Raw genomic sequence first — 25,951 nt, 5'->3', positions numbered from 1 at the left:
TGAAAAGTAGCTATTTTATGAAAAGATCAGCAAAAAAAGATAAAGAAAAGATCTCTGACACTAATCAGGGTTCAGATTCGCTCGATGAATGCAGGAAACTCATTGATGAATTAAAGGCTCACCAGCTGGAATTGGAATTGGAAAATGAAAAACTGCGGAGGGGCAAAAAGTTACTGGAAGATCAATTGCAAAAACATGGCAATTCTTACAATCATACTAATTTAGGCAGACTTACTTTTAACCAGGAAGGTGTTATTCTCGGATTAGATATAAATGCATCAAAAATTTTGGGTAAGCAGATAAATCAATTGAAAGGGAATCGACTTATTGATTTCCTGGATACTAGTGCTTCTGTTCCCTTTAATGAATTTTTAATTCATGTTTTCAAATCCTCACAAAAAGTTTGTTGCAATACCGCACTTTCTAAACGTTCCAATCGTTCCGAAACAATACAATTAGAAGGGATTTTGTCAGCTAATGGAGCCGAATGCATGATTGACATAGTCGGTTACAATTCCGGACAAAGAAATAATCAGGACTTATGTATAGAAAGCAAAGTAAAATATCGCCTTCTTCTTAAGGACCTATTAGAAGGTGCAGGGATCGTTGATCAAAATGGATCCATAATTTATATTAATCCTTCGGGAGAATTAATTTTTGAAGCTGCTCCCGAAGAATTAAAAAACCGTAATTTAAAGGAGTTTATAAATTCTGATCAACTTTCGATTATTCGGGAAGAATCAGACAAATGGGAAGAAAAAAAAAATGGTTATGAGGTTGATATTGTTACGTTGGGTGGCAAAAATAAAACTATAAAAATCTCATTTTCATCTCACTTAGATAGAGCAGGGTTTAATTTTTTTACCTTGATAATATTTACGGATATAACTGAAAGTAAAAGCAGAGAGAAGCACTCAGAACTCAGACATATTATGGCTGAAGTTTCTAATGACTTCATTAATATAAAAAAAGAATATTTTGATGATTCTGTAACCCTGGTTTTGAGAAAATTCGGAAATTTCTTTGATATTGATCGGAGTTATATTTTCATACTTGCTGAAGATGGTTTGTTTTGTAATATTACCCATGAATGGTGCAAGGTAGGAATTCGGCCCCAAATTCAGGATTCAAAGGATGTTCCTATATGGCTGATGCCTTGGTGGATGAACAAACTTAAAAAATTTGAACCAATCTATATTCCGTTAACTGATAATTTACCATCCGAAGCGCGATCCGAAAAAGAAATTCTCAGAATTCATAATATCAAATCTTTACTGGCAATACCATTATTAGCTGATAATTCTCTTATTGGCTTCCTTGTTTTTGATTCGATTAGAGAGGAAAGGAATTGGCAGGATAAAGATATCCTTTCATTAACCCTGCTGGGGAAAATTCTGGGAAACGGGTTTGGCCGAATAAAGGATGAAGTCAGATTAAAAGAGATTAATAATCAGTTAAATGAGAAAGTTGAAGAAAGAAGCAATGAGATTTTTGCGCTTCTTGAACTAAATCACGCCATTGTTGATAATATTGAATTAATAGTCATTTCAACCGATAAGAATGGCATCATCAAATCATTCAATCCTTTTGCTGAGAAAATGCTTGGATATAAAGCAGAAGAAGTCATTGGAGTCTATACACCTTTGATTTTTTACGATCCTGATGAACTAAAGCCATCTCCAGGCCATAATTCTAACTCCGATCTGTTTAAAGATTCGCAATTTTTTTTGCAAACAATCAATCAAAATCTCAATCAAAAGAAACATAGCGATGGAATCGAAAGAACCTTTAGAAGTAAAGATGGGACGAGGATCAATGTTTTAGTTACAATCAGTAAACTGGAAGACGAATTGGGAAACATTCAGGGATTTATAGGTGCAGCTTTTGATATTACCCGACGAAAAAATGCAGAAGAACAACTTATCAAAAGTGAAAATGAAAATACGGCTATTGTAAGGGCAATTCCTGATTTGTTGTTTAAAATTAGAAAAGATGGAACATTTTCTAAGTTTAACAATCATTCCCAAAATTCGTTATATAATTCGGAAGAGATATTTTCAGAGGCAAAAATTGATGGAATTTTACATGATGAGCTTTGTGCGAGAACAAGAGAAGGATGGCGAAAGACGCTGCTAACTAAAGAAGTTACTAAATTCGAGTATAACCTTTCCGCTAATAATGAACACCGTTTTTATGAAAACCGGATGATTGCTATTTCGGATAATGAAGGTCTCTCCATTATTCGGGATATTACCGACAGTAAATTAAATGAACAATACTCAACCATTCATCGCAACCTGGGTTTTATCCTGGCAACAACCACTACCATAAGACAAGCCTTATTTCATGTGATTCATTCGATGCTGCAGGTTGAGGACATACACGCTGCCGGAGTTTATTTGATCAATGAACAAACCGGGAACCTTGAACTTGTTGCACACAAAGGATTTTCTTCAGAATTCATTGATTCAGTCCGACAGTATTCTCCGGAGGAAGTTCACTTCCAGATCATCCGGAAAGGCGAGCCTGTTTATGGTTTTTATAGTGAAGTAATTAAGAATTCCGGGTTATTTGTTCGTGAAAATCTAAAGCAAGTCGGAGTAATTCCAATCAGGCATGAGGCGAAATTTATAGGTTCAGTCAATATAGCATCACGAGTAACGGAAAGATTAAAAGATACATCTAAAATTGCTTTAGAAATAATTGCAGTCCAGATAGGAGGAACGCTTGCCCGCATAAAATCAGAAAATGCATTGAAGTTGAGTCAAAGGAATTTTAAACTGATTTTTGATTCTCTTAATGATTTCATGTTTATTTTAAGTACAGGCGGGGAAATCATTCGTACAAATCCCATTGTTGGAAGAGTTCTTTGCTATGCAAAGGATGAACTTCTGGGCAAGCTGATTTCGGAAGTTCATATTCCGGAGAGAAGGAGCGAAGTTACATTTATTATTAAAAAAATGGCAAGAGGTAAATCCGTGATTTGTTCGGTACCGCTATGTAGAAAAGATGGTGAATCTATACCCGTTGAGACCAAATTTGTGTTCGGGCAGTGGAATGGGAAAGTTGCTCTTTACGGAATATCACGGGACATCACAGAACGGCAAAAGGCGGAAGCTAAACTCAAAATGCAAAACCTGGCTTTTGATGCCTTTTCGTTGGCTATTATTATTACAGATATCGATGGCATTATTCAATGGACAAATAGTAGTTTTTCCAAACTCTCGGGATATCCGATATCAGAAATCATTGGGAAAAATCCAAGACAAATTGTAAACTCCGGAATTCAGGACAGAAATTTTTTTGAAACGTTGTGGAATACGATCCTTGATGGAAGAGTCTGGAGCGGTGAAATGATAAACCGAAGAAAGGACGGAAGTCTTTTCCACGAAGAATTGACAATAACTCCTGTAATTAATTATAATGGTAAAATCACAAGTTTTATAGCCATAAAGATTGATATTACAAAACGTAAGGAAATGGAACTGGCTCTTCAAAAGAGTGAGGAAAGATGGCATTTTGCGATTGAAGGGTCGGGTGATGGCGCCTGGGACTGGAATCTTATAACCGATGAGGTATTTTTCTCCGACCAATGGAAAATCATGTTGGGTTATTCTGTTTCTGAAATTGAAAACAAAATTGATGAATGGAAAAGACTCATTCATCCTGATGATTTAAATTCATGTCTTTCTGAATTGGATAAACATTTTAATGGCGAAACTGAATTCTACTATAATGAATACAGAATGCTCTCCAAAGATGGAAACTACAAATGGATACTTGACCGTGGTAAATTAATTGAGTGGGCGAGTGATGGAAAGCCATTGCGAATTATTGGGACACACAAAGATATTACCGGTCGCAAACTCTTTGAAGAACAATTGCAGAAAGGAATAGAAAAAGAAAAAGAGCTTAGTGAGTTGAAGTCGCGTTTTGTAGCGACAACATCACATGAGTTCCGGACGCCACTTGCGTCAATTCTTATGATTAGTGATACGTTGATTTCTCACTATCAAAAAATGAATATTGAACAGGTAGTATCTAGGCTGACAAAAATTAAGAATCATGTTTTACACCTGACCGACATTGTAAATAATGTATTACAACTTTCCAAAATGCAGGAAGGGAAGATTGTCTTCAGACCAAAAGATGAAGATTTTATTGCCATGTGTCTAAATATCACTAACGAATTTATTTCGGCGAAATCGATAAAAGGCCAAATCGTATTTAATTATCCTTTTAAGACTCTTATTGCTAGAGTCGATGAACGGCTAATAATACAAGCCATTAATAATTTGATATCAAATGCAATTAAATATTCAGGTGATGATATCTCAATTAAGATTGAATTAAAACTTGAAAATAACGAATTGATCTTCAGTGTTAAGGATAAAGGAATAGGAATACCGGAAGAAGATATTAAACATTTATTTACACCATTTTTCAGAGCGAATAATGTTTCAACCATCCAGGGTAATGGTTTGGGATTGAGTATTGTTCGTGAGTCGGTAGCATTGCATGGAGGAACGGTTTCTTGTTCAAATAATGTAGATAAAGGGACTACATTTTCTTTGCATTTTCCTGTCGATTTAATCACTAATTATAGTTACGCTCGGAAAGATTGATAAATTAATGCTAATCCTTTCAATTTTAATGTATAATATTCTGGACTTTGGAATTGACAGCAATTACACTTAAATTAATTTTTTAATTACACAACCAAAATGACGAAAATCCTGATCATTGAAGATACCGTTTCACTACGGGAAAATATCACTGATGCGTTGGAACTGGAAGGTTTTGAAGTGATAGGAGCAGATGTTGGCAAAATTGGGATTCAGATGGCCAAAGAAAATTTACCCGATCTGATTTTATGTGATATTATGATGCCTGGAATGGATGGTTATGATGTGTTACAATTGCTAAAATCAGAAGATGGAGAGCTTCAAATTCCTTTCATATTTATTACAGCTTTGGCAGAACGGGAAAATTTCAGGGCAGGTATGGAATTAGGCGCTGATGATTATCTGATTAAGCCTTTTACGATTTATGAACTCCTGAAAGCAATCAATACAAGGTTAGCCAAAAGTAAGTCAATTGAAAAACGGATAAAGTTACAGATCGAAGAAATTGAAAGTGAACTAAAATCCAAAATTTCTGAACTTTTAGAGCAAATTAAAAATCAAAAAACCATTATTGAAGATATTTCTGCAACAAATACTGAAGTAATTGGGAAGCTAAATGAAAACCAAACAGAGCTGATGCAAGAAGCGCTTCGCTTAATCGAGATTAATACAACTATGCAAAACATGGCAAAACAATTGTCTGCAGAACTTCAAAAAAAGGGAATTGCCGAGGAACAGAGACAGGTATTGGTTGATCTCAAAAATAAAATCCAAAAAAAATCAGTTTTATTAAATAGTTTAACTACATTCCAATTAAAATTTAACCAGACTTATCCGAATTTTATTTCAAATTTGTTTATTCAGTTTCCTCAGTTGACTCAGCAGGATACCATTATCATTTCTGCTATTTTTGTCAACTTGGATACTCTTCAATTATCACTTATACTTGGGATTTCACCAGAAAGCGTCAGGAAAAGCAAATATAGATTAAAGCAGAAATTAAGTCTAGGGAAACATATTGATTTAACCGAATTCATCCATAAACTAAATTAACTCATAATCTGAATATTAATTTAAAGAGACTGTTTTAATTTAACAAATAATAATATAAAACATTGATTATCAATTGTTTGATCAATTTTGTTTCGCTATCTTAATGGTTTCCAACTGTTAAGAACATATAAAACACTATTCGACCAACCTTTCCGATTGCCAATGGATGCTTTTAAGTCGCATTTTAAAGGACAACCGCAAGAGAAAACATTCTTTGCGTGACATTTTCAATGCCATCTTTTATTTACTTAAAACCGGCTGCCAGTTGGACACGCCGGAACAAATATCCAGTGTGCGCCGGAACAAATTGACCACCTTCCGCCGGTCAAAATGGTTGGGTTTCGCCGGAGCAAATTGACCACCCTCTAAGAACGATTTATCCTTGCTGATTAGCGGGCATTTATGATTAAGTTGGCTTTGTTCAATATAATCAAAATGTCAAATAAACTAATCATTATGAGCAAGGTAAGAAGCATTATCAGGCTTTACACCGAAGGTGTAAGTAAACAGTCCATCGGGGATCGGACGGGTCTTCCCCGCAATAGTGTTAAGAAGTATATCAGGTTGTTCCTGGCTTCGGGCAAATCGCCCCAGGAGATTCAACTGATGAGTGACACTGAACTTGAGCAGATGTTTCTGGATATGGTTCCACGCAATCATATTGAGAATGATCTGCGTTATCAATCTCTGGAAGCATTTTTCCCCACCATGGAAAAAGCATTGAAGATCCGGGGAAACACCAAGGAGAAGCTTTGGGAGCAATATTTTGAACAGCATCCTGCAGGCTATCGGTTTTCACAGTTCAAGCATTATTATCTTCTGTGGAAGAAGGTTCGTAATCCGGTTATGCACATTGAGCATAAGGCCGGGGAGAAGATGTATGTTGATTATGCAGGCGAAAAACTCAAGGTTTTAGATCCGGAAACATTAGACATCACAGAGGTAGAGGTTTTTGTCGCCATACTGGGTGCAAGTCAGTTGACCTACGTAGAGGCCAGTTATACCCAACAGAAAGAAGACTTCATCAACTCCTGCGAAAATGCATTACATTACTTTGGAGGTGTTCCCAATGCCATCGTTACGGATAACTTAAAGTCTGCAGTAACCAAGAGTAATCGCTATGAGCCGACACTTAATGAGGCTTTTCGTGACTTTGTAAGCTATTATTCGATGGCGGCCTTACCGGCTGCTCCGTATAAACCCAAACACAAAGCGTTGGTAGAAGGTGCCGTAAAAATCATTTACCGTTCGATTTACAGCACTTTAAAGGGTAATGTATATTCTTGCATTGAACTTCTAAATAGCGCGATCAGGGAGGCTCTGGAAGCTCATAATAACAGGCCGCTTACCGGAAGGCCGTTCAGCAGGCGACAGTTGTTCGAAGATACTGAACGACACTTTTTGCACCCTTTACCTGAAAAGAGATATGAGTTGAAGCGACGCTATATCGCTTCTGTGATGAAGAACAATTACGTCTGTCTTGCCGAGGATAAGCATTATTACAGTGTTCCTTACCATTTTATCGGCAAAAAGGTAACCTTGCTTTACAGCCAATCTGAGGTTGAAATTTATCACCGCTACGAGCGAATTGCAGTGCACAAAAGGAACAGGCACCTTTTTGGACACACTACAATAACTGATCATCTGGCCTCGCAGCACCGCTTCATGAGCGACTGGAACCCCGATAAATTTATCGAACGAGCCGCAGAGGTAGGCCCTCAAACGAAAGAATATATTATCCAGTTGCTAAATGCCAGACAGCATCCGGAGCAGACTTATCGATCCTGCCAGGGAGTTTTAAGTTTTTCGGTACGTGCCGGAAAAGAGCGGCTTAACAATGCTTGTCACCGTGCACTTCAATATGGCGATTACAGCTATCAGACCATCCGGGTAATCCTTGAAAAAGGACTTGACCGAAACGTTGATGATCAGCAGCATGTTGATCAGTCAATGCCCCCTCACCTGAATATACGTGGCAAAAACTATTACCGGTAATATCTCCCCGGAGGACAGCTGTAACGGCTAACCCCTCCGGGTATTGTTTAACCTTAAATCAAATAAAATGAATGAGCAAACGCTTCAAAAAATGAGACAGATGAAGTTCTTCGGTATGGTTCGGGCCTTTAGAACAAGCATCGAGAATGGCAGCATGATTCAAATGACAGGCGATGAAATGGTATCGATGCTTGTTGATGCCGAATGGGATGATCGTAACAATCGCCGCATAGAGAGGCAAATGCGCAATGCAAAGTTCCGTTATAAAGCCAACATTGAGCAGTTGCACTTTGATATAGATCGCAACCTGGACAAAAATCAGTTCATGCGTATGGCTGAGTGTACTTTTATCGGAAGAAAAGAGAATCTTCTGATCACCGGTAGTACCGGAATAGGCAAAAGCTTCATTGCTTCTGCTATCGGAAATCAGGCCTGTACTCTCGGGTTCAAAGTACTTTATGCCAACACTACAAAGCTGTTTACAAGATTAAAAATGGCCAAAGCAGATGGTTCGTACATCAGAGAAATTGCGAAGATAGAACGGCAGGATCTTCTGATTCTGGACGACTTTGGTTTGCAGCCGCTTGATGCATCAAACAGGTCGGTACTTATGGAAATCATCGAAGATCGTCATGGAAACCGCTCAACCATTATAACATCTCAGTTGCCAGTGGCACAATGGTATGAGGTTATCGGAGAACAAACAATTGCGGATGCAATACTTGACCGTATTGTTCATGATGCTCATCGAATGGAACTTGTAGGAGAATCAATACGAAGAAGACAACGAAACAAAAACGTAGAAACTGTTGAATCAGAATAAATAAATCTAATTTTGTATAACTCTAATCAAAACAAGGAAATGATCGTTCTCAATATTGAAAATAGGTGGTCAATTTGTTCCGGCGCACACTGGTCAATATAAAACGGCGTGAACTGGTCAATTTAACCGGCAAATCCAGCCAGTGGCGCATGTTGCATGGCTGTTTTCCCAAATGGGAACTGGTTTATTACTATTTCACGAAATGGAAGAACTTCGGAATTACAGAATAAATTAATGAACTGATTATAAGCATGATACGTAAAAAACGGAGAAATATGAATCACCGAGTTTAGCGTGTATTGATAGCCAGTCTATTAAGACAACCAGATTCGGCGGCGAACACCGGGGGTTTGATGGTGGCAAAATGATCAAAGGTCGTAATCCATCAGCCTGAAAAACAGCAAATCTCACATGCCGCTTTAGTTGTTGGTATTGAGAATCCCGAATGCTTTGTAAAGTTCAAAAAATTAGCTCATCTTTTTCCCAAAAAAGAGATGATTGTCAATATTATGCGTTATTTGAGTAGTAGTCTCAATGGGTGGCTTCAAAAAATTACAAATAACTACCTGCATTTTGAAGATTTTGATCCTGCCGATTTGCAATTCCACCAAACATAGAACAAATAATAGATCAATACGGCATATCTGCACTTTATGATCAGCAAATTCATTTATTAAAGAATATTGATTTTCAACTATACCCTGAAGTAAGAATGATCATTGATCTCCTCAGTAAACAACCACCCTCAAAGAGGGTGGCTTTAATCTCAGAACCCTCTAAAAGAGGGAAAGGTTAGAGTGTCTCCATCTTTTTCTCTTCCTGTTCTTGATATTTCACATACCTCTTAATCATGTCAGCATCTAAACCGACTGTACTTACAAAATATCTCTGTGCCCAAAAGTAATTTCCCCAATAGGGCTTTCTCTTTAGATCAGGATAAGTCTTGAACAACTAAATAGCCAGTTTCCCTTTAAATGTACCCATGTATTCTGAAATTGAATACTTTGGTGGAATTGAGCAGACCATATGAATGTGATCTTCTTAAATGTTTACCTCCTCTACTTCAACCTCTTTCCACTGACTTATAACCTTAAGATCATGTTCTATCAATGTCTTTATCAGCCCGTTTAAGATTCGAAACCGATACTTGGGCGTGAATACAATATGGTACTCACATTTGTAAAAAACATGCGTTAATTTTCTAAATTTACCCATAGTTTATTTTTTTAAATTTTACCATGGGCTAAGTTATTTGGCAAAGCCCTAATTTACATTACCACCGTCAAAGACGGTGGTTTTTCAGATTACAATAAACATCGCAAAGGCTTGGAAATGGAGCGGTTACTAACACTGTTATAGTTTTTCAACAAACCACTAAAGACGATCATGTGTTTAAATGGATGTTTGAATCTATATAAGTGGTTATAAATGTTACTGCAAGTGATGCCAATTTCACCAGCTAACAAAACTGGCAATCTAATAAACAAAATTATCAAGCTATTGTTGACCGTCCAAAACTGGGACGTTGTTTGACAAACTGAGATGAAGAGAATAGTAATAATACTAGGAATTATGCTGCAAGTACTTCACTCAGAAGTTTCAAATCCTCCAGTAAATGGTTCGAGTTTTGTACCATAGGGGTCACTTTTAGAGAAGCCACAAGGCGACAAAAGACAGTCAAAGTCTCACAATATCAATATTGTGGGGCTTTTTTATTTAATTTCTGTCTGCTATATAAAGTCAAAAAAAGGACCTAAAATGACATAGTTCAGTGTCCAGATCGTACCCCCGTCTTGAAATTAAAAGAAGGGGTACGATTTGTCCAAAGTTGACTACTTCATGTCGAATATTGTCGTGCCTGTATTTATCTCACTATCAGTTAGTAAAATTAGTTTTGAAACGTAATGAATGTGAGATTATGAAACAAGAAAAAAGTACTTTGAATGTGTTGTTTTTCCTCAAATTGGATAAGGCTAAAAAAAATGGTTTAGTACCTATTCATGCGCGAATTACCGTTGATGGTAAACTTACCCAGTTTTATACCAAGCTGGATATTGAGGAAAAGAAATGGAAATCAGGCCGACCAATCGGGAAATCAGCAGAAGCTAATGGTGTCAATTCCACGCTGAATGAGATTCGGGCCAGAATCCATACGCTTTACCATGAAATGCAACATCGGGATGGTTATGTAACTGCCGAACGTGTGAAAAATGCGTTTTTAGGCAAGGGCGAAAAAACAATTATCGCTTTTTTTGAGGAGCATAATCAGCAATTTAGCTTAAAAGTTGGGAATAGCATATCCACCCATAAAACCTATACCCGTTATGAACTGACCAAAGGCAGGTTGATCGAATTCATGAAGGATAAATATAAGGTATCAGACATGCCCATTCGGGAAATGAATCCCGTGTTCATTGAAAACTTCTATTTACATATCCGGAGTAATTTCGATTGTTCGCATAATACCGCTATGAAATTTATCCAGCGTTTTAGAACTATCGTCATTTATGCCAAAAATTCAGGGTTGATAACAATAGACCCATTTTCGAATTATAAATTAAAGTATGATCGAGTAGAGAGGGGGTACTTGAACCAGGAAGAAATAGACAAGATTTATACAAAGCGATTTGCCTCACAACGACTGGAACAGGTGCGTGATATGTTTGTTTTTAGTTGCTACACTGGCTTGTCATATATTGATATTTGCGGGTTGATGCCGGAAAGTATCCGCATGATGTTTGATGGAAATTTATGGATAGTGATGAAACGCCACAAGACCGATGTAACATCAAACATACGCTTGCTGGACATTCCTAAATCAATTCTGAAAAAATATGAAGGGAAACTACCCAACGGCAATTTACTTCCGGTAATCAGTAACCAAAAAATGAATGAATATCTGAAAGAGATTTCTGCTGTATGTGGTATTAACAAGACTATTACATTTCATATTGCAAGGCACACATTCGCCACGCTTTCTTTAGGATATGGAGTACCTATCGAAACCGTATCCAAGATGCTTGGGCATACCGATATTAAAACAACTCAAATCTATGCAAAGATTACAGATCGAAAATTGAGTGACGATATGGAAATATTGGCCCGAAAAGTAGATGAAAGAATCTTGTTGACAACTTCCAAAATGTAGTTTTCAACATGTCACATGACAATAATGTATTTTAAACTTCAGTTTTTTAAATTAGGTTAAATATAGTTAAACTCTTCTCTTTCTGTATTGGGTAGGTGCCATGCCCATCATTTTTCGGAATAAGCGGGAAAAATAGAACTGATCTTCAAAGCCCATTTCCAGTGCAATTTCGGCAATTGTTTGGCCTGAATTGTCGAGTAATCGGCAGGCTCGCTGAATTTTTAGCTGAATAAAATAATCGATGGGTGAATGGCCGGTGCAGTTCTGAAAAAGTCGTGAAAAATGCGAGGCCGATAAACAGGTTTCCGCAGCAATTTTCTCCAGCTTTAATTTCTCCCGAAGATGGTCAAGCATAAAATTGATGCTTTGGCCGACGATATCTTTTTCGCCGGGTTCCCGAATCAGGCGAAACTGATTGAGACGCGTAAAGGAAGCAAGCAAATACGGCAGACAAAGATTCACATATTCCAATGTTTCGATGCTAAAACCACGATCTAAATTTCTGAAAATTTCCGAGAACAGGTCGGTACGATCACTTATTCGCGCATTTCTGCCTCGTTCGATGGCGGTAACCTTACTGGCAAACCTCGCCCAAGCCGATGATTTGAGACCAGTAAAATGAATCCAGTAAATCGACCACGGATCTTTCTCATCGGCCCGGTAGGCATGAGAAACTCCTGCAGGAATAATAAAAAAGTAATTGGCCGGAATCGTGAAAACTGTTTCATTCAGCCGAATTTCACCCTTTCCTTGCACACAGTAAATTAGGATAAGTTGCTCGCTTCCGGAAGGTCTTTCGCGAAAATGATGACGAGCCTGCGGGTAATAACCAATATCCGTAACAAACAACCCTGAAATCAACGAATTTTCCTGTGCCAAAGCTAAAATGCGGTCCGGAATCACATAACTGATTTGCCCCGGGAATCCTTCTTGTTTTTTCATCCAAAATCATCAAATAAGTAATACAACAATGCTTTTCAATTCTATTAAACTTAAATACAGATGCTGAATTGACCTAAAATTCAATGTATAATTCAATCTCATCGAAATACAGTTCATTCCTCAAAAATGATAAAATAATCTATAAATTCATAAAATCATTCATTTCAAATCTTGAAACTGTCATATAAATTTGTTGCAACTAAAACATGGACTTGTGAGTAAATCAAATTTTAACCGGAAATATATATTAGGCATCACGCTTGTATCAGCTATGGGTGGACTGCTTTTCGGCTATGACTGGGTGGTTATTGGCGGAGCCAAGCCTTTCTACGAACGGTTTTTCAACATCACGCAATCGCCTTACCTGCAAGGCTGGGCCATGAGCAGCGCACTGATAGGCTGCCTGTTTGGGGCTATGAGTTCCGGGTACCTGGCCGACCGGCTTGGGCGAAAAAAACCTCTGATTATGGCAGCTGCTTTGTTCACCATTGCAGCTATTGGCACCGGCGCGATCTCTGATTTTACATTGTTTATTGTATTTCGTCTCATTGGGGGACTTGGAATTGGTCTGGCTTCAGCTATTTCGCCCATGTACATCGCCGAAATTTCGCCGGCCGATATGCGTGGACGACTGGTTTCAGTCAATCAACTCACTATTGTTATCGGTATCCTGGCCGCGCAAATCATTAATTACTTCATTGCCGACAATGTTCCGGCGGCAGCCAGTGATGAATTTATCCGAAATTCTTGGAATGGACAAATGGGCTGGCGATGGATGTTTTGGGCCGGAACAGTTCCTGCTCTGTTGTTTTTTGTCCTGTCGTTTTTTATTCCCGAAAGCCCGCGACTTCTGGCTAAATTGGGGCTAAAGGATGCGTCGTTTTCCATCCTGAGGAAAATCGGTGGTATGGATTATGCTCTTCAGGAACAAAAAGAAATTGCTAAAACTTTAACTGAAAGCGGTTCAAAAATAGACTGGCAAGCCTTGAGGTCGAAAAACATACGTCCAGTTCTGGTTTTGGGTGTCATCCTTGCCGCCTTCCAGCAATGGTGTGGCATCAACGTCATTTTTAATTACGCCGAAGAGATTTTTGCCTCGGCTGGTTACTCGGTTGGCGACATGCTTTTCAATATCGTCGTTACAGGAACCGTCAACCTGATTTTTACCTTACTTGCTATGAGAATAGTTGATAGCTGGGGGCGCCGTAACCTAATGTTGTTAGGCTCAATCGGATTAGCCGCTGTTTACCTGGCTTTGGGAACAAGCTACTTTTTCGAGATTAAAGGACCAGCAATCCTGGTATTGGTGATGGTCGCCATTGCCACTTACGCCATGACCCTCGCGCCGGTTACCTGGGTGGTGCTTTCGGAAATTTTCCCAAACAGTGTTCGCGGCGCAGCAATGGCCCTGGCAACTACCGCGCTCTGGCTCGCCTGTTTTGCATTAACTTACACATTCCCAATACTGAACAAATTGCTGAATGCCAGCGGAACTTTCTGGCTATACGCTTTTATTTGCCTTTCTGGCTTCCTGTTTATTCTGAAAAAGCTTCCGGAGACCAAAGGCAAAACGCTGGAAGAAATTGAGAAAATGTGATTAAAATACCATATTGACAATTATAGTCTGGCAGTAAAATACCCGAAATCTGAAACTTCAAAATATGAATGCTAAAGCTTGGTATGAAAAGGTAATTATCCCGACTTATGGAATTGGGAAGCCCGAAAAGAATCCGATGTTCCTAGAGAAACGAGTTTACCAGGGAAGCAGTGGCGTAGTTTATCCGCATCCGGTCATTGAAAAAATTCTGGATGAAAAAGTGGACAAGGAATGGAACGCTGTTTTCATGGAAAATCAGTACATCAAAATTATGATTTTGCCGGAACTGGGCGGTCGCATCCAAATGGCTTACGACAAGCTGAAACAACGTCATTTCATTTATTACAACCAAGTGATCAAACCTGCGCTGGTTGGGCTTACCGGCCCTTGGATTTCGGGAGGAATTGAATTCAACTGGCCGCAGCACCATCGTCCTTCTACATTTGAGCCTGTCGATCATTGCATTGAAGAAAACGGCGATGGCAGCGTTACGGTTTGGTGCTCTGAAGTGGAACGCATGTTTCGCATGCGCGGGATGGCGGGCTTTACGCTTTATCCGGATCAGGCTTATTTGGAAATCAAGGTAAAACTACTTAATCGGACCGATTTTCCACAGACATTTTTGTGGTGGGCAAATCCTGCTGTAAAAGTAAATGATGAATACCAGTCGGTTTTTCCTCCGGATGTGAATGCCGTTTTCGACCACGGGAAACGTGATGTTTCGGAATTTCCAATTGCCAAAGGAACCTACTACAAGGTGGATTATTCACCAGGAACCGATATTTCATGCTATAAAAATATTCCGGTTCCCACGTCGTACATGGCCGTCAACTCGAAATACAATTTTATTGGCGGATACGAAAACGATAGCAAAGGCGGCCTGTTACATGTAGCTAATCATCACGTGTCGCCGGGCAAAAAACAATGGACATGGGGGCACGGCAACTTTGGCCGAGCCTGGGACCGAAATCTGACAGACGAAGACGGCCCGTATATTGAGCTGATGTGCGGCGTTTATACCGATAACCAGCCCGATTTTTCGTGGATCATGCCCGGAGAAGAAAAAATATTTAGCCAGTATTTCATGCCTTACCGCGATTTGGGCGTAATAAAAAATGCGACTAAAGAGGCTATGGTTAATCTTGAAATCTTGGATGGGAATATTCAGGTAAAAGTATATACAACAGCGGCTTATCCTGATGGAAAAATTCTACTGAAGTCAGGTGAAAAAAACTTACTGGAAGAAACTTTCGATTTTCATCCTGGAATATCATTTGAAAAATCGATCATTATTTCTGCCAATGTTGATCCCGGGAATTTGGAAATCGTCGTTTTAACTTCTGAAGGTAAGATTCTGGTTGAATGGAAGTTAGAATCAGTACGGCAACAACCAATGCCTGAACCAGCCAAGGCAGCCAAACTTCCGGAGGAAATTGAAAGCAACGAACAATTGTATCTGACAGGCCTTCATTTGGAACAGTATCGACACGCTACTTACGATCCGCGTGAATACTACCTTGCAGCCTTGCGGCGCGACCCAAAAGACAGTCGCTGCAACAACGCGATGGGACTTTGGCTGCTGCGGCGCGGACAATTTGGCAAAGCCGAATATTATTTTCGGAATGCCATCAAAACGCTTACTCAGCGAAATCCAAATCCTATGGACGGTGAACCGTATTTCAACCTCGGTCTTTCCTTGATTTATCAGAGGAAAGACGACGAAGCCTTAGATGCATTTTATAAATCGGTCTGGAATGGAGCCTGGATGGACAGTGGCTATTTTCAACTGGCGCGGTTGGCAGCCAAGCACAAAAATTGGGAAGTTGCGCTCGATCTGATCGACCGTTCGCTCTTTCGCAACTGGACCAACCCCAAAGCCCGTCAATTAAAAGCGAGTATTCTTCGGAAACTGGACAGAAAAGACGAAGTTGAAAAACTTATTGATGAATCGCTAACATTGGATCCGTTTAATTTTGGAGCTTTGTTTGAAAAATGTCTTTATAAACCTGACAGGTATAGAGAATTGACAGGGCTTATTCGCGGCAACATCCATAATTATATCGAATTTGCCCTCGACTTTGCCGGCGCAGGGCTCTGGGAAGAAGCCATTCGGTTGATTTCAGTCGGTATTGAAGAACAGGCAGGACAAAGTATTTATCCATTGGCCGCTTACTGCAAAGCTTGGTTCGAAAATCAATCGGGCGATAATGTTGCATCAGACAAAACCCTGTCGCTCGCACTTGACCTTTGCCCTGATTATTGCTTTCCAAACCAGCCTGAAGCAGTTGTTGTGTTGCAATGGGCAATTGCAGCCAATCCGATGGATCACAAAGCGTTATATTACTTGGGAAATTTCTGGTATGCGTTTAAAGATTACGATAATGCAGTTAGCTGCTGGGAAAAGTCGACAAGTATTAATCCTAAATTTCCAACTGTTCACAGGAATTTGGCGCTGGCTTATTTTAACAAACAAAATGAACCACAAAAAGCGCTGGCAGAACTCGAAAAGGCTTTCAGCCTGGACGAAACCGACTCTCGAATTTTAATGGAGCTTGATCAATTGTATAAACGAATGAATTTTGCCCTTAAATTTCGACTGCAGAAACTGGAACAATATCCGAAAGTGGTTGAAGATCGAGATGATTTGTATCTAGAACGGGCAATATTGTACAATCAGCTGGGCAAATTCGAAAAAGCTTTCGTGCAGATCATGACAAGAAAATTTCATCCATGGGAAGGTGGCGAAGGAAAAGTAAACGGGCAATATGTTTTCAGTCTTACCGAAATAGCTAAAAATGCGATTCAAAATCAGGAATATGAAAAAGCCATTGATCTGCTGACTCAAGCACAAACTTATCCGGAAAACCTGGGCGAAGGAAAACTTTACGGCGCTCAGGAAAACGCTATTTTTTACCACTTGGGAAATGCTTTTACAGGACTGAATGAGCATGAAAAAGCCCGACAATGCTGGGAAATGGCATCTTCAGGAATCGCAGAACCTGCTCCGGCTATTTTTTATAACGATCAGCAGCCTGACACGATTTACTATCAGGGTTTAGCCTTGATTAAACTGAATCGGAAAGATGAAGCTTCGGATTGTTTTAACAAACTGATCAACTTCGGAAGGGCACATTCAAATAATGAATTCAAGTTGAGTTATTTCGCTGTTTCACTGCCCGATTTACAGATTTGGGACAGCGATCTTACAAAGTGGAATAAGCAAAGTTGCCATAAGCTGATTGAACTGGGAAAATTAGGTTTATCGAAAATTTGAGTTTGCATTTTATTATAAATATTAAAACCACCTCCTTCGGTGGTGGTCATGGATAAATTGGCTTTGCCTGAAAATTATTAATTTCGGGACATGAGTAAATTTAAGAAATTAAGTCACGTCATTTATCGATGTACATACCATATCGTATGGACGCCGAAATTATAGATACCGTATTCTTGAAGGATTAGTCAAAGGATTGTTGTCAAAAGATATTCAAATGTTATTGGAGTGGAAATCCTGTGAATTGATAGAAATGAATGTTCAAAATGATCACATTCACTTGATCGTGAGTATTCCACCCAAAATATCGATATCAGAACTTATGGGGATTTTGAAAGGGAAAACAGCGATCAAAATCTTCAAAAGTTATCCTCAGTTGAAAAAGAAGCCTTACTGGGGCAATCATTTTTGGGCAAGAGGATATTGCGTTGACACCATTGGTCTTGACGAAGAGAAGATCAAAAAATACGTCAAATATCAAGAAGAGCAAGAACGATTAGAAGAGCAACAAAGGCTCGAGTTCGGCCCCTTATAGGGGCAATTTTAAGTCCACCTTCTTAGATGGTGGATTCTTTAATTGATTGTTAATTTCTTGATAAAGAATCTGAAAATTTGTAAGTGAAATCAGTTTGTTGTTTTTATATTTTGGATTTATTTAGGCTGTGATATCATGAATTTGACTTTTTCATTTATAGAATTGCGCACGGGACAAGGATGCCAATTAGCTTTTTGTATTGAATTCAATAAGTTCAGAAAGAACGATGGGTTTTGTTACTTTTGAAAACAGAAACTAGATCGGGCGTTCGATAAAAATGTCTGATTTTGAGGAAAGCCCTAGATTTTATCTGACGAAAGGGAAAGCTGAAAAAATAAGCATACGGAAGTAAATATTTAAATGATTTAAAGGAGTATAATCTGTGAAATTACCAATTATTGGTTGATCTACTTCGGTTGATATCCAACTAATACAATGAATATAATTTTATAAATAAAAGATATTGATGGAGAATCGTAGGAGAGGAATGAAATGATAATATTCATTTCAAGAATTTATTGAAATCGTTTTCAATTTCAATATTCTTAATGATTATCTAAAGGAAGCTAGATAATATTGTATTAAAAGGTTTCAGTAAAACTTAGGCTTAAGACTTAGTCTTGTTTTGTGATCAAATGTATCGTTCAACTACACGTAGGGCGGGAGTTTTACGGCGAACGTTGTCCCTTCTAACTTGCTAATTTCCTGTTAATGTTTATCATATTTTGTTTATATTCTTAATTATCAATTGTCCATAAAGCTACAAGAACGGGACAAACCATTACCTTGAAGATAACCTCGAAATTAATAATATAATGTTTGAATTTATTATTGTGTATGTATATTTCTCTCTCTTTTACGTATGTTTGATGTATAATTCCTAACTAAACTATCTATTGAAAGTGGGACAGGAATATATTGGGGCATTGAAGCTTGGAAGTGAAAAAGCTTTCAGGAAAATAATGGATTGTTGGTATTCGGGTCTTTTCAATTTCGCAAACGGGTATCTAAATAATGTCGAAAATGCTAAGGAAGTGCTTCAGGATGTATTTCTTAAGTTGTGGGACAATCGTCATAATTTGGATGATAATACCAATCTAAATGCTTATTTGTACACAATAACAAGAAACCGCTGTATCGATCTCATTCGAAGAGAAAGGCTGATTTTACAGTTTCGAAATGACAAAAAGGAGGAATATTTGAGGTTGACTGATAGCTTTGAGGCACTCTCTGATCCGATATTAGATAACTTGTTTGCCAGTGAGATTCAGGACGAAATTCATAAGGCTGTCGCTGGGTTGCCTGAACAATGTCGGAAGGTTTTTATTTTGAGTAGAACAGATGGCATGAAAAACAGAGAAATAAGTGAGTCGCTTCATTTGTCAGAAAAAACTGTTGAGAGTCATTTGACGAAAGCGCTAAAAACTATAAAGTTGGCGCTTGAGAGACGATTTCCTGGTTCACTTAATCTGATGCTCATTCTTACTCGAACATTTTCAGTTAGATAAATTTATTTTTATTTTTTGCAGAAATATCAAATCGGACTCAGGGTATTTTCAATCCCATTCGTTTTAAAGGTATAAATGCAAAAAAAAAGAATGACCGACGAAATTTTATACAAATACATTTCAGATCAAGCCAGCGCTGACGAAGCACTTGAAGTAAGGGAGTGGACGAAAAGTTCTGATGTACGGAAAAATGAACTGGCACGTTTGAAGAATGCTTGGATTATATCGGGGCTTGATCATGTTGTTGATCCCAAAATAAAAAATCAGGAAATTGAAAAGATTTGGTATATAATTCGCCAAATTACGATTAACGAACAGAAGAAAGCCACAAGGTTAAGGTTTGTCCGTTATGCTGCAGCTATTCTTCTTATAATTGGCTTATCCGAAACAATTAGCTATTTCGTGTCCAACTTATCTTCTTTGTCGAATTCCGAAATTACTGAAATCATAGTACCTAAAGGGCAGCGTTCAACAGTGGTATTGTCTGATGGATCAACCGTTCAGCTTAACAGTGACTCGCGTCTCCGGTTCCCGTCCTTTTTTAAAACAGGAAAAAGAAAGGTTACTCTTATAGGTGAAGGCTTCTTTAATGTAGCTCACGATAAGGCTCATCCATTTGTCGTTGAAGCGACCGGTCTACAGATTGAAGTTCTGGGAACCAGTTTTAATGTTAGCAATTATCCCAACGATAAGATAATCACCACATATTTGCAAAGCGGTAAAGTGAAAATTATCGATAACAGCAAGAATAATGTTTTTCTAAATCCAAGTGAAGCCTATTCCTATAGCACCATCACACACAAATCTGTAATAGAGAAGATTGACGATCAACATTTTTCTGATTGGACAAAAGGTTTGTTGACGATTAAAGGAGAAAATATAGGAGAACTGGCGAAAAAACTGGAAAGACGGTTTGATATCCAGATTGTTTTTGGTGATGAAGATGTAAAGCAACATTTGTACACTGGGAGCATAAAGGACCAGGATTTAAAAACAGTACTCGATGCGCTGGAATTTGCTTCAGCAATCAAATATGAACGAACAGGAACACGAGTAATACTTTCTTCCAAATAGAAAGAAAGAACCGGGAAATGTTTGCAGCATCCCCGGTTTAAATCGATAATCAATTATCGTGCCTTCTTGATTTGTAGTCGACGGGCACAATGTTTAACAACCAAAATGAATTCAAATTTATGAAAAAAAAACGAATGAATGATCATCCTGATATAATCAGGTTGGTTAAAAAAGGAGTATTGATTATGAAGCTAACACTGTTTTTAATTATCCTGTGTGTTTTGCAAAGCGCAGCATCAGTTTACTCGCAAACAAAGTACTTCAGTATGAGCGAGAAAGAAATCTCGATCAAGGAATTAATGCAAAAGATTGAAAGCAAAAGCGAGTTCAGGTTCTTTTACGAGGCACAAAAAATCAATGTCAACGCCAAAGTTGAGGTTGACATCAGTAACGGAACAATTGATGAAATTTTAAAACAGGTATTCGATAATCATGAAATCGAATACAAAGTGCTGGAAAATAACTTTATTGTTCTAAAATTAAAAAACGAAAATGGCAACTTTGCAATTGAACAACAGATTCAACAAAAGCAAAGGTCCATCTCCGGTAAAGTTACCGACGCCACCGGGATTTCTTTACCTGGCGTTACAGTTATGATAAAGGAAACAACTATTGGAACAATTACTGATTCCAACGGGATTTTCAGTATCCCCAATGTCCCTTCGAATGCAACTCTTGTTTTTTCCTTTGTTGGAATGAAAACTCAAGAGATTGTTGTTGGAAATAATTCAACAATTAATGTAGAACTTGCAGAAGAAACTATCGGTATTGAAGAGGTGGTGGCCATTGGATATGGCACTAAATTGAAGGGAGAATTGACAGGAGCTGTATCCAAAGTTGATAACAAACTATTTGAGACCAGACCAATCACCAATACAATGAATGCCTTACAGGGGGGGCTGCCAGGAGTAACTGTTACTAGGGGGAGTGGTCAACCAGGCAATAATAACTATTCATTGCAAATCCGTGGCGCTTCTTCCATTAGTGGTAGCAAACCCCTTATATTAATTGATGGTATCCCGGGAGATTTAGACCTCCTAAACCCAAATGATATTTCAGAACTCACCGTGCTGAAGGACGCAGCGGCTGCTATTTACGGCGCTCGTGCTGCTGATGGAGTAATACTTGTTACCACAAAGAAAGGAAAGCGAGGAACCCCAACCATTACCTATTCTGGCAATTATGGGATTAAAAAGCCAACATTTTTAAAGACAAAGACCAACACCCAACAGTTGGCTGAAATGTTCGATGAAGGAATGAGAAATGTTGGAGAGCCTGGTGTATCTCAGGAAGTTTTTAATAAAATTAAGGCTAATGCTGAACCCGATGTTGAGAGTGGGTGGTTGAAATATTTAGAAAATTATCCTGGATTCTATCAATCTCACAATTGGAATGATGTAGTTTATGGAAATGGTGTTCAACAAATGCACAATGTCAGCATCTCTGGTGGAGGAGACAATAATAATTATCTCATTTCTACAGGATATCAAAGAAATGGAGGCACTTTTAATTTTGGAGAAAACCATTCTGATAGGTACAACTTAAGGATGAATTATGATTTCAAATTTTTTGATCGGTTAAATGTTGAGACACGCTCCAGTTTCGAAAGTCAACAAACAATTGAACCTTCGGCTTTAGATTTAGTAATGTACATACTTCCCAGAATTGGAAGTTATGTTCCCTTATATAACACTGAAGGTCAATTTTATAAATATCAGGGCGGATTTAGAAATCCAGCCCAATACCTACAAGAAGCCGGCTCAAATAAATCTGACTATTCCATTTTATCAACAAATGTTAAATTCAATCTGAGTATTTTGAACGATTTAAAATTAGTTACCCAATTAGGTGCCAGATTGAGTTATAGAGATAATAAAGCCACACACCCTACATTCACCGAATACAATTGGGATGGGAGCATTTTTGATAAAATAAATGTTCCTAATAGTGCTGATTATTATGATTCTAAAAATTTGTACAAAATTTCTACTGCCTATCTGGATTACAATAAGATACTGAATAATAAGCACCACCTTAATTTGATGGCCGGTGCTTCCCATGAAACGAATGATTCTCAAAGTAAATCAATAACTGGATATAATTTTGCAAGCAATGAACTTTTTACTTTGAATCTTGCTGACCGGACAAAAACTGAGTACGCAGACTTTACTGGCTATGCTTCTGATTGGGCGTTGCAATCATATTTTGGAAGGTTTAGTTACTCTTATGATGAGAAATATTTGGTGGATATTACGACAAGAATTGATGGGAGCTCTAAATTTGCGCCATCCAAACGTTGGAGTGCTTTGTTCCCTTCAGTTGCTTTTGCTTGGAATTTATCGAAGGAAGATTTTTTCAAGTCATTAAATACATTCGACAATCTCAAACTTAGGGCTTCATGGGGCCAGTCTGGCAATCAGGATTTAGCTTTTGGCAATTATGACTATATCTCTCTTATTTCCTTAACTGGTAAGTATCCTATGGGATTCCCTAATGTGGGATTACCTGGTGCGGTACCTAATATTGCTTCCCAAGAACGAACATGGGAAACTATTGAAACAAAAAATGTAGGAATTGATTTTACGGTTTTAAAATCAAGGCTATCCGGGAGTTTTGATTATTATGTTAAAACTAATAACAATATGCTGGTAAATGCACAATTACCTGCTGTATTAGGAGGAGATGCACCAACACAAAACATAGGTAAACTAAAAACCAATGGATGGGATTTATTACTTGGTTGGAATGATAAAAAAGGTGATTTTAAATATAGTATTTCAGTAATAGTAAGCGATAGTAAAAATAAATTAGTTGAACTAAAAGGGAATGATGCCTATTCTGAAGGTTTAGTTTATGCACGTCAGGGATATTCTTTAAATTCATATTTTGGCTATGAGTTTGACGGAATTATCCAGAATGAGGGGCAGTTGGCGGCTTATAAGCAGTTAGAGAATGTACCTACTAAGCTAGGTCTTGGAGATGTAATGTTTAAAGACCTTGACGGAGATGGAAAAATTACGGCATATGGAGATCCTGCAAAAGGAACTAAAGGGGACATGAAATATTTGGGTAATTTGCTTCCACGATATACTTATTCATCAAATATCAGTCTATCTTACAAAAGATTTGATTTAAATATCCTTTTGCAAGGTGTTGGAAAACGTCAAGGGATGGTGGAAGGCACATCGTCCAGTCGTCCTTTCTTTGATATATGGGATCAACCCATGAAATATTTTTATGGCAAAACATGGTCTCCAGACAATCTTAATTCAAAATATCCCCGTATTATTCCTGGGTCGTTGGGCTGGGACGAGCTGAGAGATTGGGACTGGAGTACATCTTCTATGCGAATGAATAACTATGCCTATCTGAAACTAAAAACATTAACACTTGCTTACAATATCCCCAAAATCCTATGCAGTAAATTAAAAATGGAAAGTATACGTGTTTATTTCAGTGGGGAGGATTTACTTACTCTCTCAAAAGGAACCTGGGGAGGGATGATCAATCCTGAGGAAATTTGGCAACGGACTGATGACCAGACTTATCCTTTTAGCAGCACTGTTTCAATGGGTATTGATATAAAATTTTAAAACTTAATTTAAAACTATCATGAATAAAAAATATGTTCAAATCGCTATTTTTGTAATCCTTCTGTTTTCAGGGTGCAAAGAGGGTCTAGATTTATTCCCCAAAGATACTATCTCTGATGGCACATTTTGGAAAACGGCTTCCGATTTTAAACTGGCTGCTAATAACTTATATGGGTCGCTTGAAGATTTTGATACAAGGGATACACAATCGGATATCGCATATTCTGTACCAAATTCTGTTAGTAATGGTACCTATCAAACAAGTGAAACTGCTGGGGAATGGAATACCCCGTATATCTATATCCGTCGTTGTAATAATATTCTTAAAAAAGTGGGAGAATCACCCATTGCAGGAGATGTAAAGCAGTTCGCAGCCGAAGCTAGATTTTTTAGAGCTTATAACTATTGGTTATTATTCAGGCAATATGGAGGCGTTCCGCTTATTACTGAAGTGTTGGATATAAATAGCACAACGTTATACGCCCCGCGCGCGAGCCGTCAAGAAACTGTTGATTTAATCTTAAAAGATTTAACAGATGCTGCGGTCGACTTACCTGAACAAAAATCATTGCCTTCAGGAGATATTGGTAGAGTGACTAAGGGTGCAGCAAATTCTTTAAAAGCGAGGGTTGCATTGTTTGAAGGGACTTGGGGCAAGTTTCGTAACAACGTTGATGCGAACGGGTATCTTGATATTGCTATCCAGGCATCACAATCAGTTATGAGCAGCTCTCAATATGCCCTGTTCAATAGTAAAGGCAATCAAAGTTATAGGTACTTATTTATTGATGAAGGTGATGACTCTCAGGAATGTATTTTAGATCGCCGTCATCAAAGGGATATTTCTGGAACAGAATATACTTATATTGTGGGAATTGGCTCATTATTGCCAACAAAAAAGCTTGCCGATATGTACTTGTGTGCGGACGGGCTTCCAATTACACAGTCACCGTTATTTGAAGGATATAGTGCAAATACTTCAGAATATCAGAACCGAGATCCTCGTATGACAATGACCATGTTGATTCCAGGTGCTTACGCACCTCGAACTTGGTATGTTGATCCAGTGGCAAGTTGGCCTTTTTATCCACAACGTAATGCCAATACTGGTTATACCACTTACAAGTTTTTAACGGAAGATAAATATGCCAATGAATTGCAAGATGACAGGTGTAGTTTTGACTTTCGCCTTATTAGGTATGCAGAGGTACTTCTTACATATGCTGAAGCTACATTTGAGAGAAATGGAAGTATTAGTGACGACGATCTTAATAAATCAATTAATATCGTTCGCCAGAGAGTAAACATGCCTTCGTTGAAAAATGCTTTTGTTTCTTCTAATGGCTTGGATATGAGGGGGGAAATAAGGAGAGAGCGAACCATAGAATTGGCATTGGAAGGTTACAGATACGATGACCTGAGGAGATGGAAAACTGCGGAAATAGAGTTACCTCAGTCGATAAAGGGAATAAAGATTGTTGGTTCAAACTGGACCGATCCAGTAATTATAGAAGGTGCAAACAGAAACCCTTATGCAGATGCTAGTTGGCAAGGTAAAACCGATCAAAATGGGTTTATCGTTGCGGAGAGTGCTGCCGAAAGATCCTTTGATCCTAACAAACATTACCTGCGTCCTTTGCCAACAAAGGAAATTTTAATAAATCCTGATTTACAGCAAAATCCAGGATGGTAGCAATATAAGTTTGATGACTAAAAGGAGTTGTCCAAGAATTGAACAACTCCTTTTATTTAAATATCAATAATCTTTATACCAAAATCAGACA

Annotated in this window: 13 protein-coding genes and 2 pseudogenes; 13 read left to right on the top strand and 2 right to left on the bottom strand. The window is 38.2% G+C overall.

The genetic code is table 11. The features are described from left to right. The first annotated feature begins 17 nt into the window (after positions 1-17). The 5 genes from AQPE_RS01600 (at position 18) to istB (ending at position 8,496) form a co-directional block, all read left to right on the top strand. Positions 18-4,625, top strand: a complete 4,608-nt coding sequence (locus AQPE_RS01600; RefSeq protein ID WP_318349291.1) for a PAS domain S-box protein — start codon at positions 18-20, stop codon at positions 4,623-4,625. Between the two features lie 99 nt (positions 4,626-4,724). Next, the gene (locus AQPE_RS01595) at positions 4,725-5,678 is read left to right on the top strand and encodes a response regulator (RefSeq protein WP_318349290.1); all 954 of its coding nucleotides are present in this window, start codon (positions 4,725-4,727) and stop codon (positions 5,676-5,678) included. A gap of 127 nt (positions 5,679-5,805) precedes the next feature. Then, the gene (locus AQPE_RS23850; RefSeq protein WP_404801028.1) at positions 5,806-6,036 is read left to right on the top strand and encodes a transposase; all 231 of its coding nucleotides are present in this window, start codon (positions 5,806-5,808) and stop codon (positions 6,034-6,036) included. Between the two features lie 98 nt (positions 6,037-6,134). Then, complete coding sequence (gene istA, locus AQPE_RS01590; RefSeq protein ID WP_318349289.1) at positions 6,135-7,673, top strand: IS21 family transposase; 1,539 nt, start codon at positions 6,135-6,137, stop codon at positions 7,671-7,673. A 91-nt stretch (positions 7,674-7,764) separates the two neighbouring features. Beyond that, positions 7,765-8,496, top strand: coding sequence for an IS21-like element helper ATPase IstB (istB, locus tag AQPE_RS01585; protein ID WP_318349288.1), 732 nt, complete (start codon positions 7,765-7,767; stop codon positions 8,494-8,496). A gap of 792 nt (positions 8,497-9,288) precedes the next feature. On the opposite strand, the pseudogene tnpA (AQPE_RS23845) reads toward istB, so the two are convergent. Beyond that, positions 9,289-9,711, bottom strand: a pseudogene (gene tnpA, locus AQPE_RS23845) (IS200/IS605 family transposase). 703 nt (positions 9,712-10,414) lie between these two features. Here tnpA (AQPE_RS23845) and AQPE_RS01580 point away from each other — a divergent pair. Then, positions 10,415-11,644: a site-specific integrase gene (locus AQPE_RS01580; RefSeq protein ID WP_318349287.1), complete on the top strand. Its 1,230-nt coding sequence runs from the start codon at positions 10,415-10,417 to the stop codon at positions 11,642-11,644. A 66-nt stretch (positions 11,645-11,710) separates the two neighbouring features. On the opposite strand, the gene AQPE_RS01575 is transcribed toward AQPE_RS01580, so the two are convergent. Then, positions 11,711-12,586 carry an AraC family transcriptional regulator gene (locus tag AQPE_RS01575; protein ID WP_318349286.1) on the bottom strand — a complete coding sequence of 292 codons (876 nt, stop codon included), beginning with the start codon at positions 12,584-12,586 and terminating at the stop codon, positions 11,711-11,713. Between the two features lie 214 nt (positions 12,587-12,800). Here AQPE_RS01575 and AQPE_RS01570 point away from each other — a divergent pair, with 214 nt between their 5' ends. The 7 genes and pseudogenes from AQPE_RS01570 to AQPE_RS01540 all read left to right on the top strand — a co-directional run bounded on the left by AQPE_RS01570 (position 12,801) and on the right by AQPE_RS01540 (position 25,860). Further along, complete coding sequence (locus AQPE_RS01570; protein ID WP_318349285.1) at positions 12,801-14,183, top strand: sugar porter family MFS transporter; 1,383 nt, start codon at positions 12,801-12,803, stop codon at positions 14,181-14,183. A gap of 64 nt (positions 14,184-14,247) precedes the next feature. Further along, positions 14,248-17,457 (top strand): tetratricopeptide repeat protein, encoded by a 3,210-nt coding sequence (locus AQPE_RS01565; RefSeq protein WP_318349284.1) that lies wholly within the window; start codon positions 14,248-14,250, stop codon positions 17,455-17,457. A gap of 90 nt (positions 17,458-17,547) precedes the next feature. Beyond that, positions 17,548-17,992, top strand: a pseudogene (tnpA, locus tag AQPE_RS01560) (IS200/IS605 family transposase). Between the two features lie 902 nt (positions 17,993-18,894). After that, on the top strand, positions 18,895-19,500 hold the full coding sequence (locus AQPE_RS01555) for an RNA polymerase sigma-70 factor (RefSeq protein ID WP_318349283.1): 606 nt from the start codon (positions 18,895-18,897) through the stop codon (positions 19,498-19,500). Positions 19,501-19,575: 75 nt separating this feature from the next. Further along, complete coding sequence (locus AQPE_RS01550) at positions 19,576-20,574, top strand: FecR family protein (protein ID WP_318349282.1); 999 nt, start codon at positions 19,576-19,578, stop codon at positions 20,572-20,574. A 119-nt stretch (positions 20,575-20,693) separates the two neighbouring features. Next, positions 20,694-24,167, top strand: a complete 3,474-nt coding sequence (locus AQPE_RS01545; RefSeq protein ID WP_318349281.1) for a TonB-dependent receptor — start codon at positions 20,694-20,696, stop codon at positions 24,165-24,167. Between the two features lie 19 nt (positions 24,168-24,186). After that, complete coding sequence (locus AQPE_RS01540) at positions 24,187-25,860, top strand: RagB/SusD family nutrient uptake outer membrane protein (protein ID WP_318349280.1); 1,674 nt, start codon at positions 24,187-24,189, stop codon at positions 25,858-25,860. The last annotated feature ends 91 nt before the right edge of the window (positions 25,861-25,951 follow it).

This window comes from Aquipluma nitroreducens (assembly GCF_009689585.1).
Taxonomy (GTDB): Bacteria; Bacteroidota; Bacteroidia; order Bacteroidales; family Prolixibacteraceae; genus Aquipluma; species Aquipluma nitroreducens.
The sequence above is the reverse complement of the archived record's forward strand: the minus strand, read 5'-3'. Positions and strand labels throughout refer to the sequence as shown.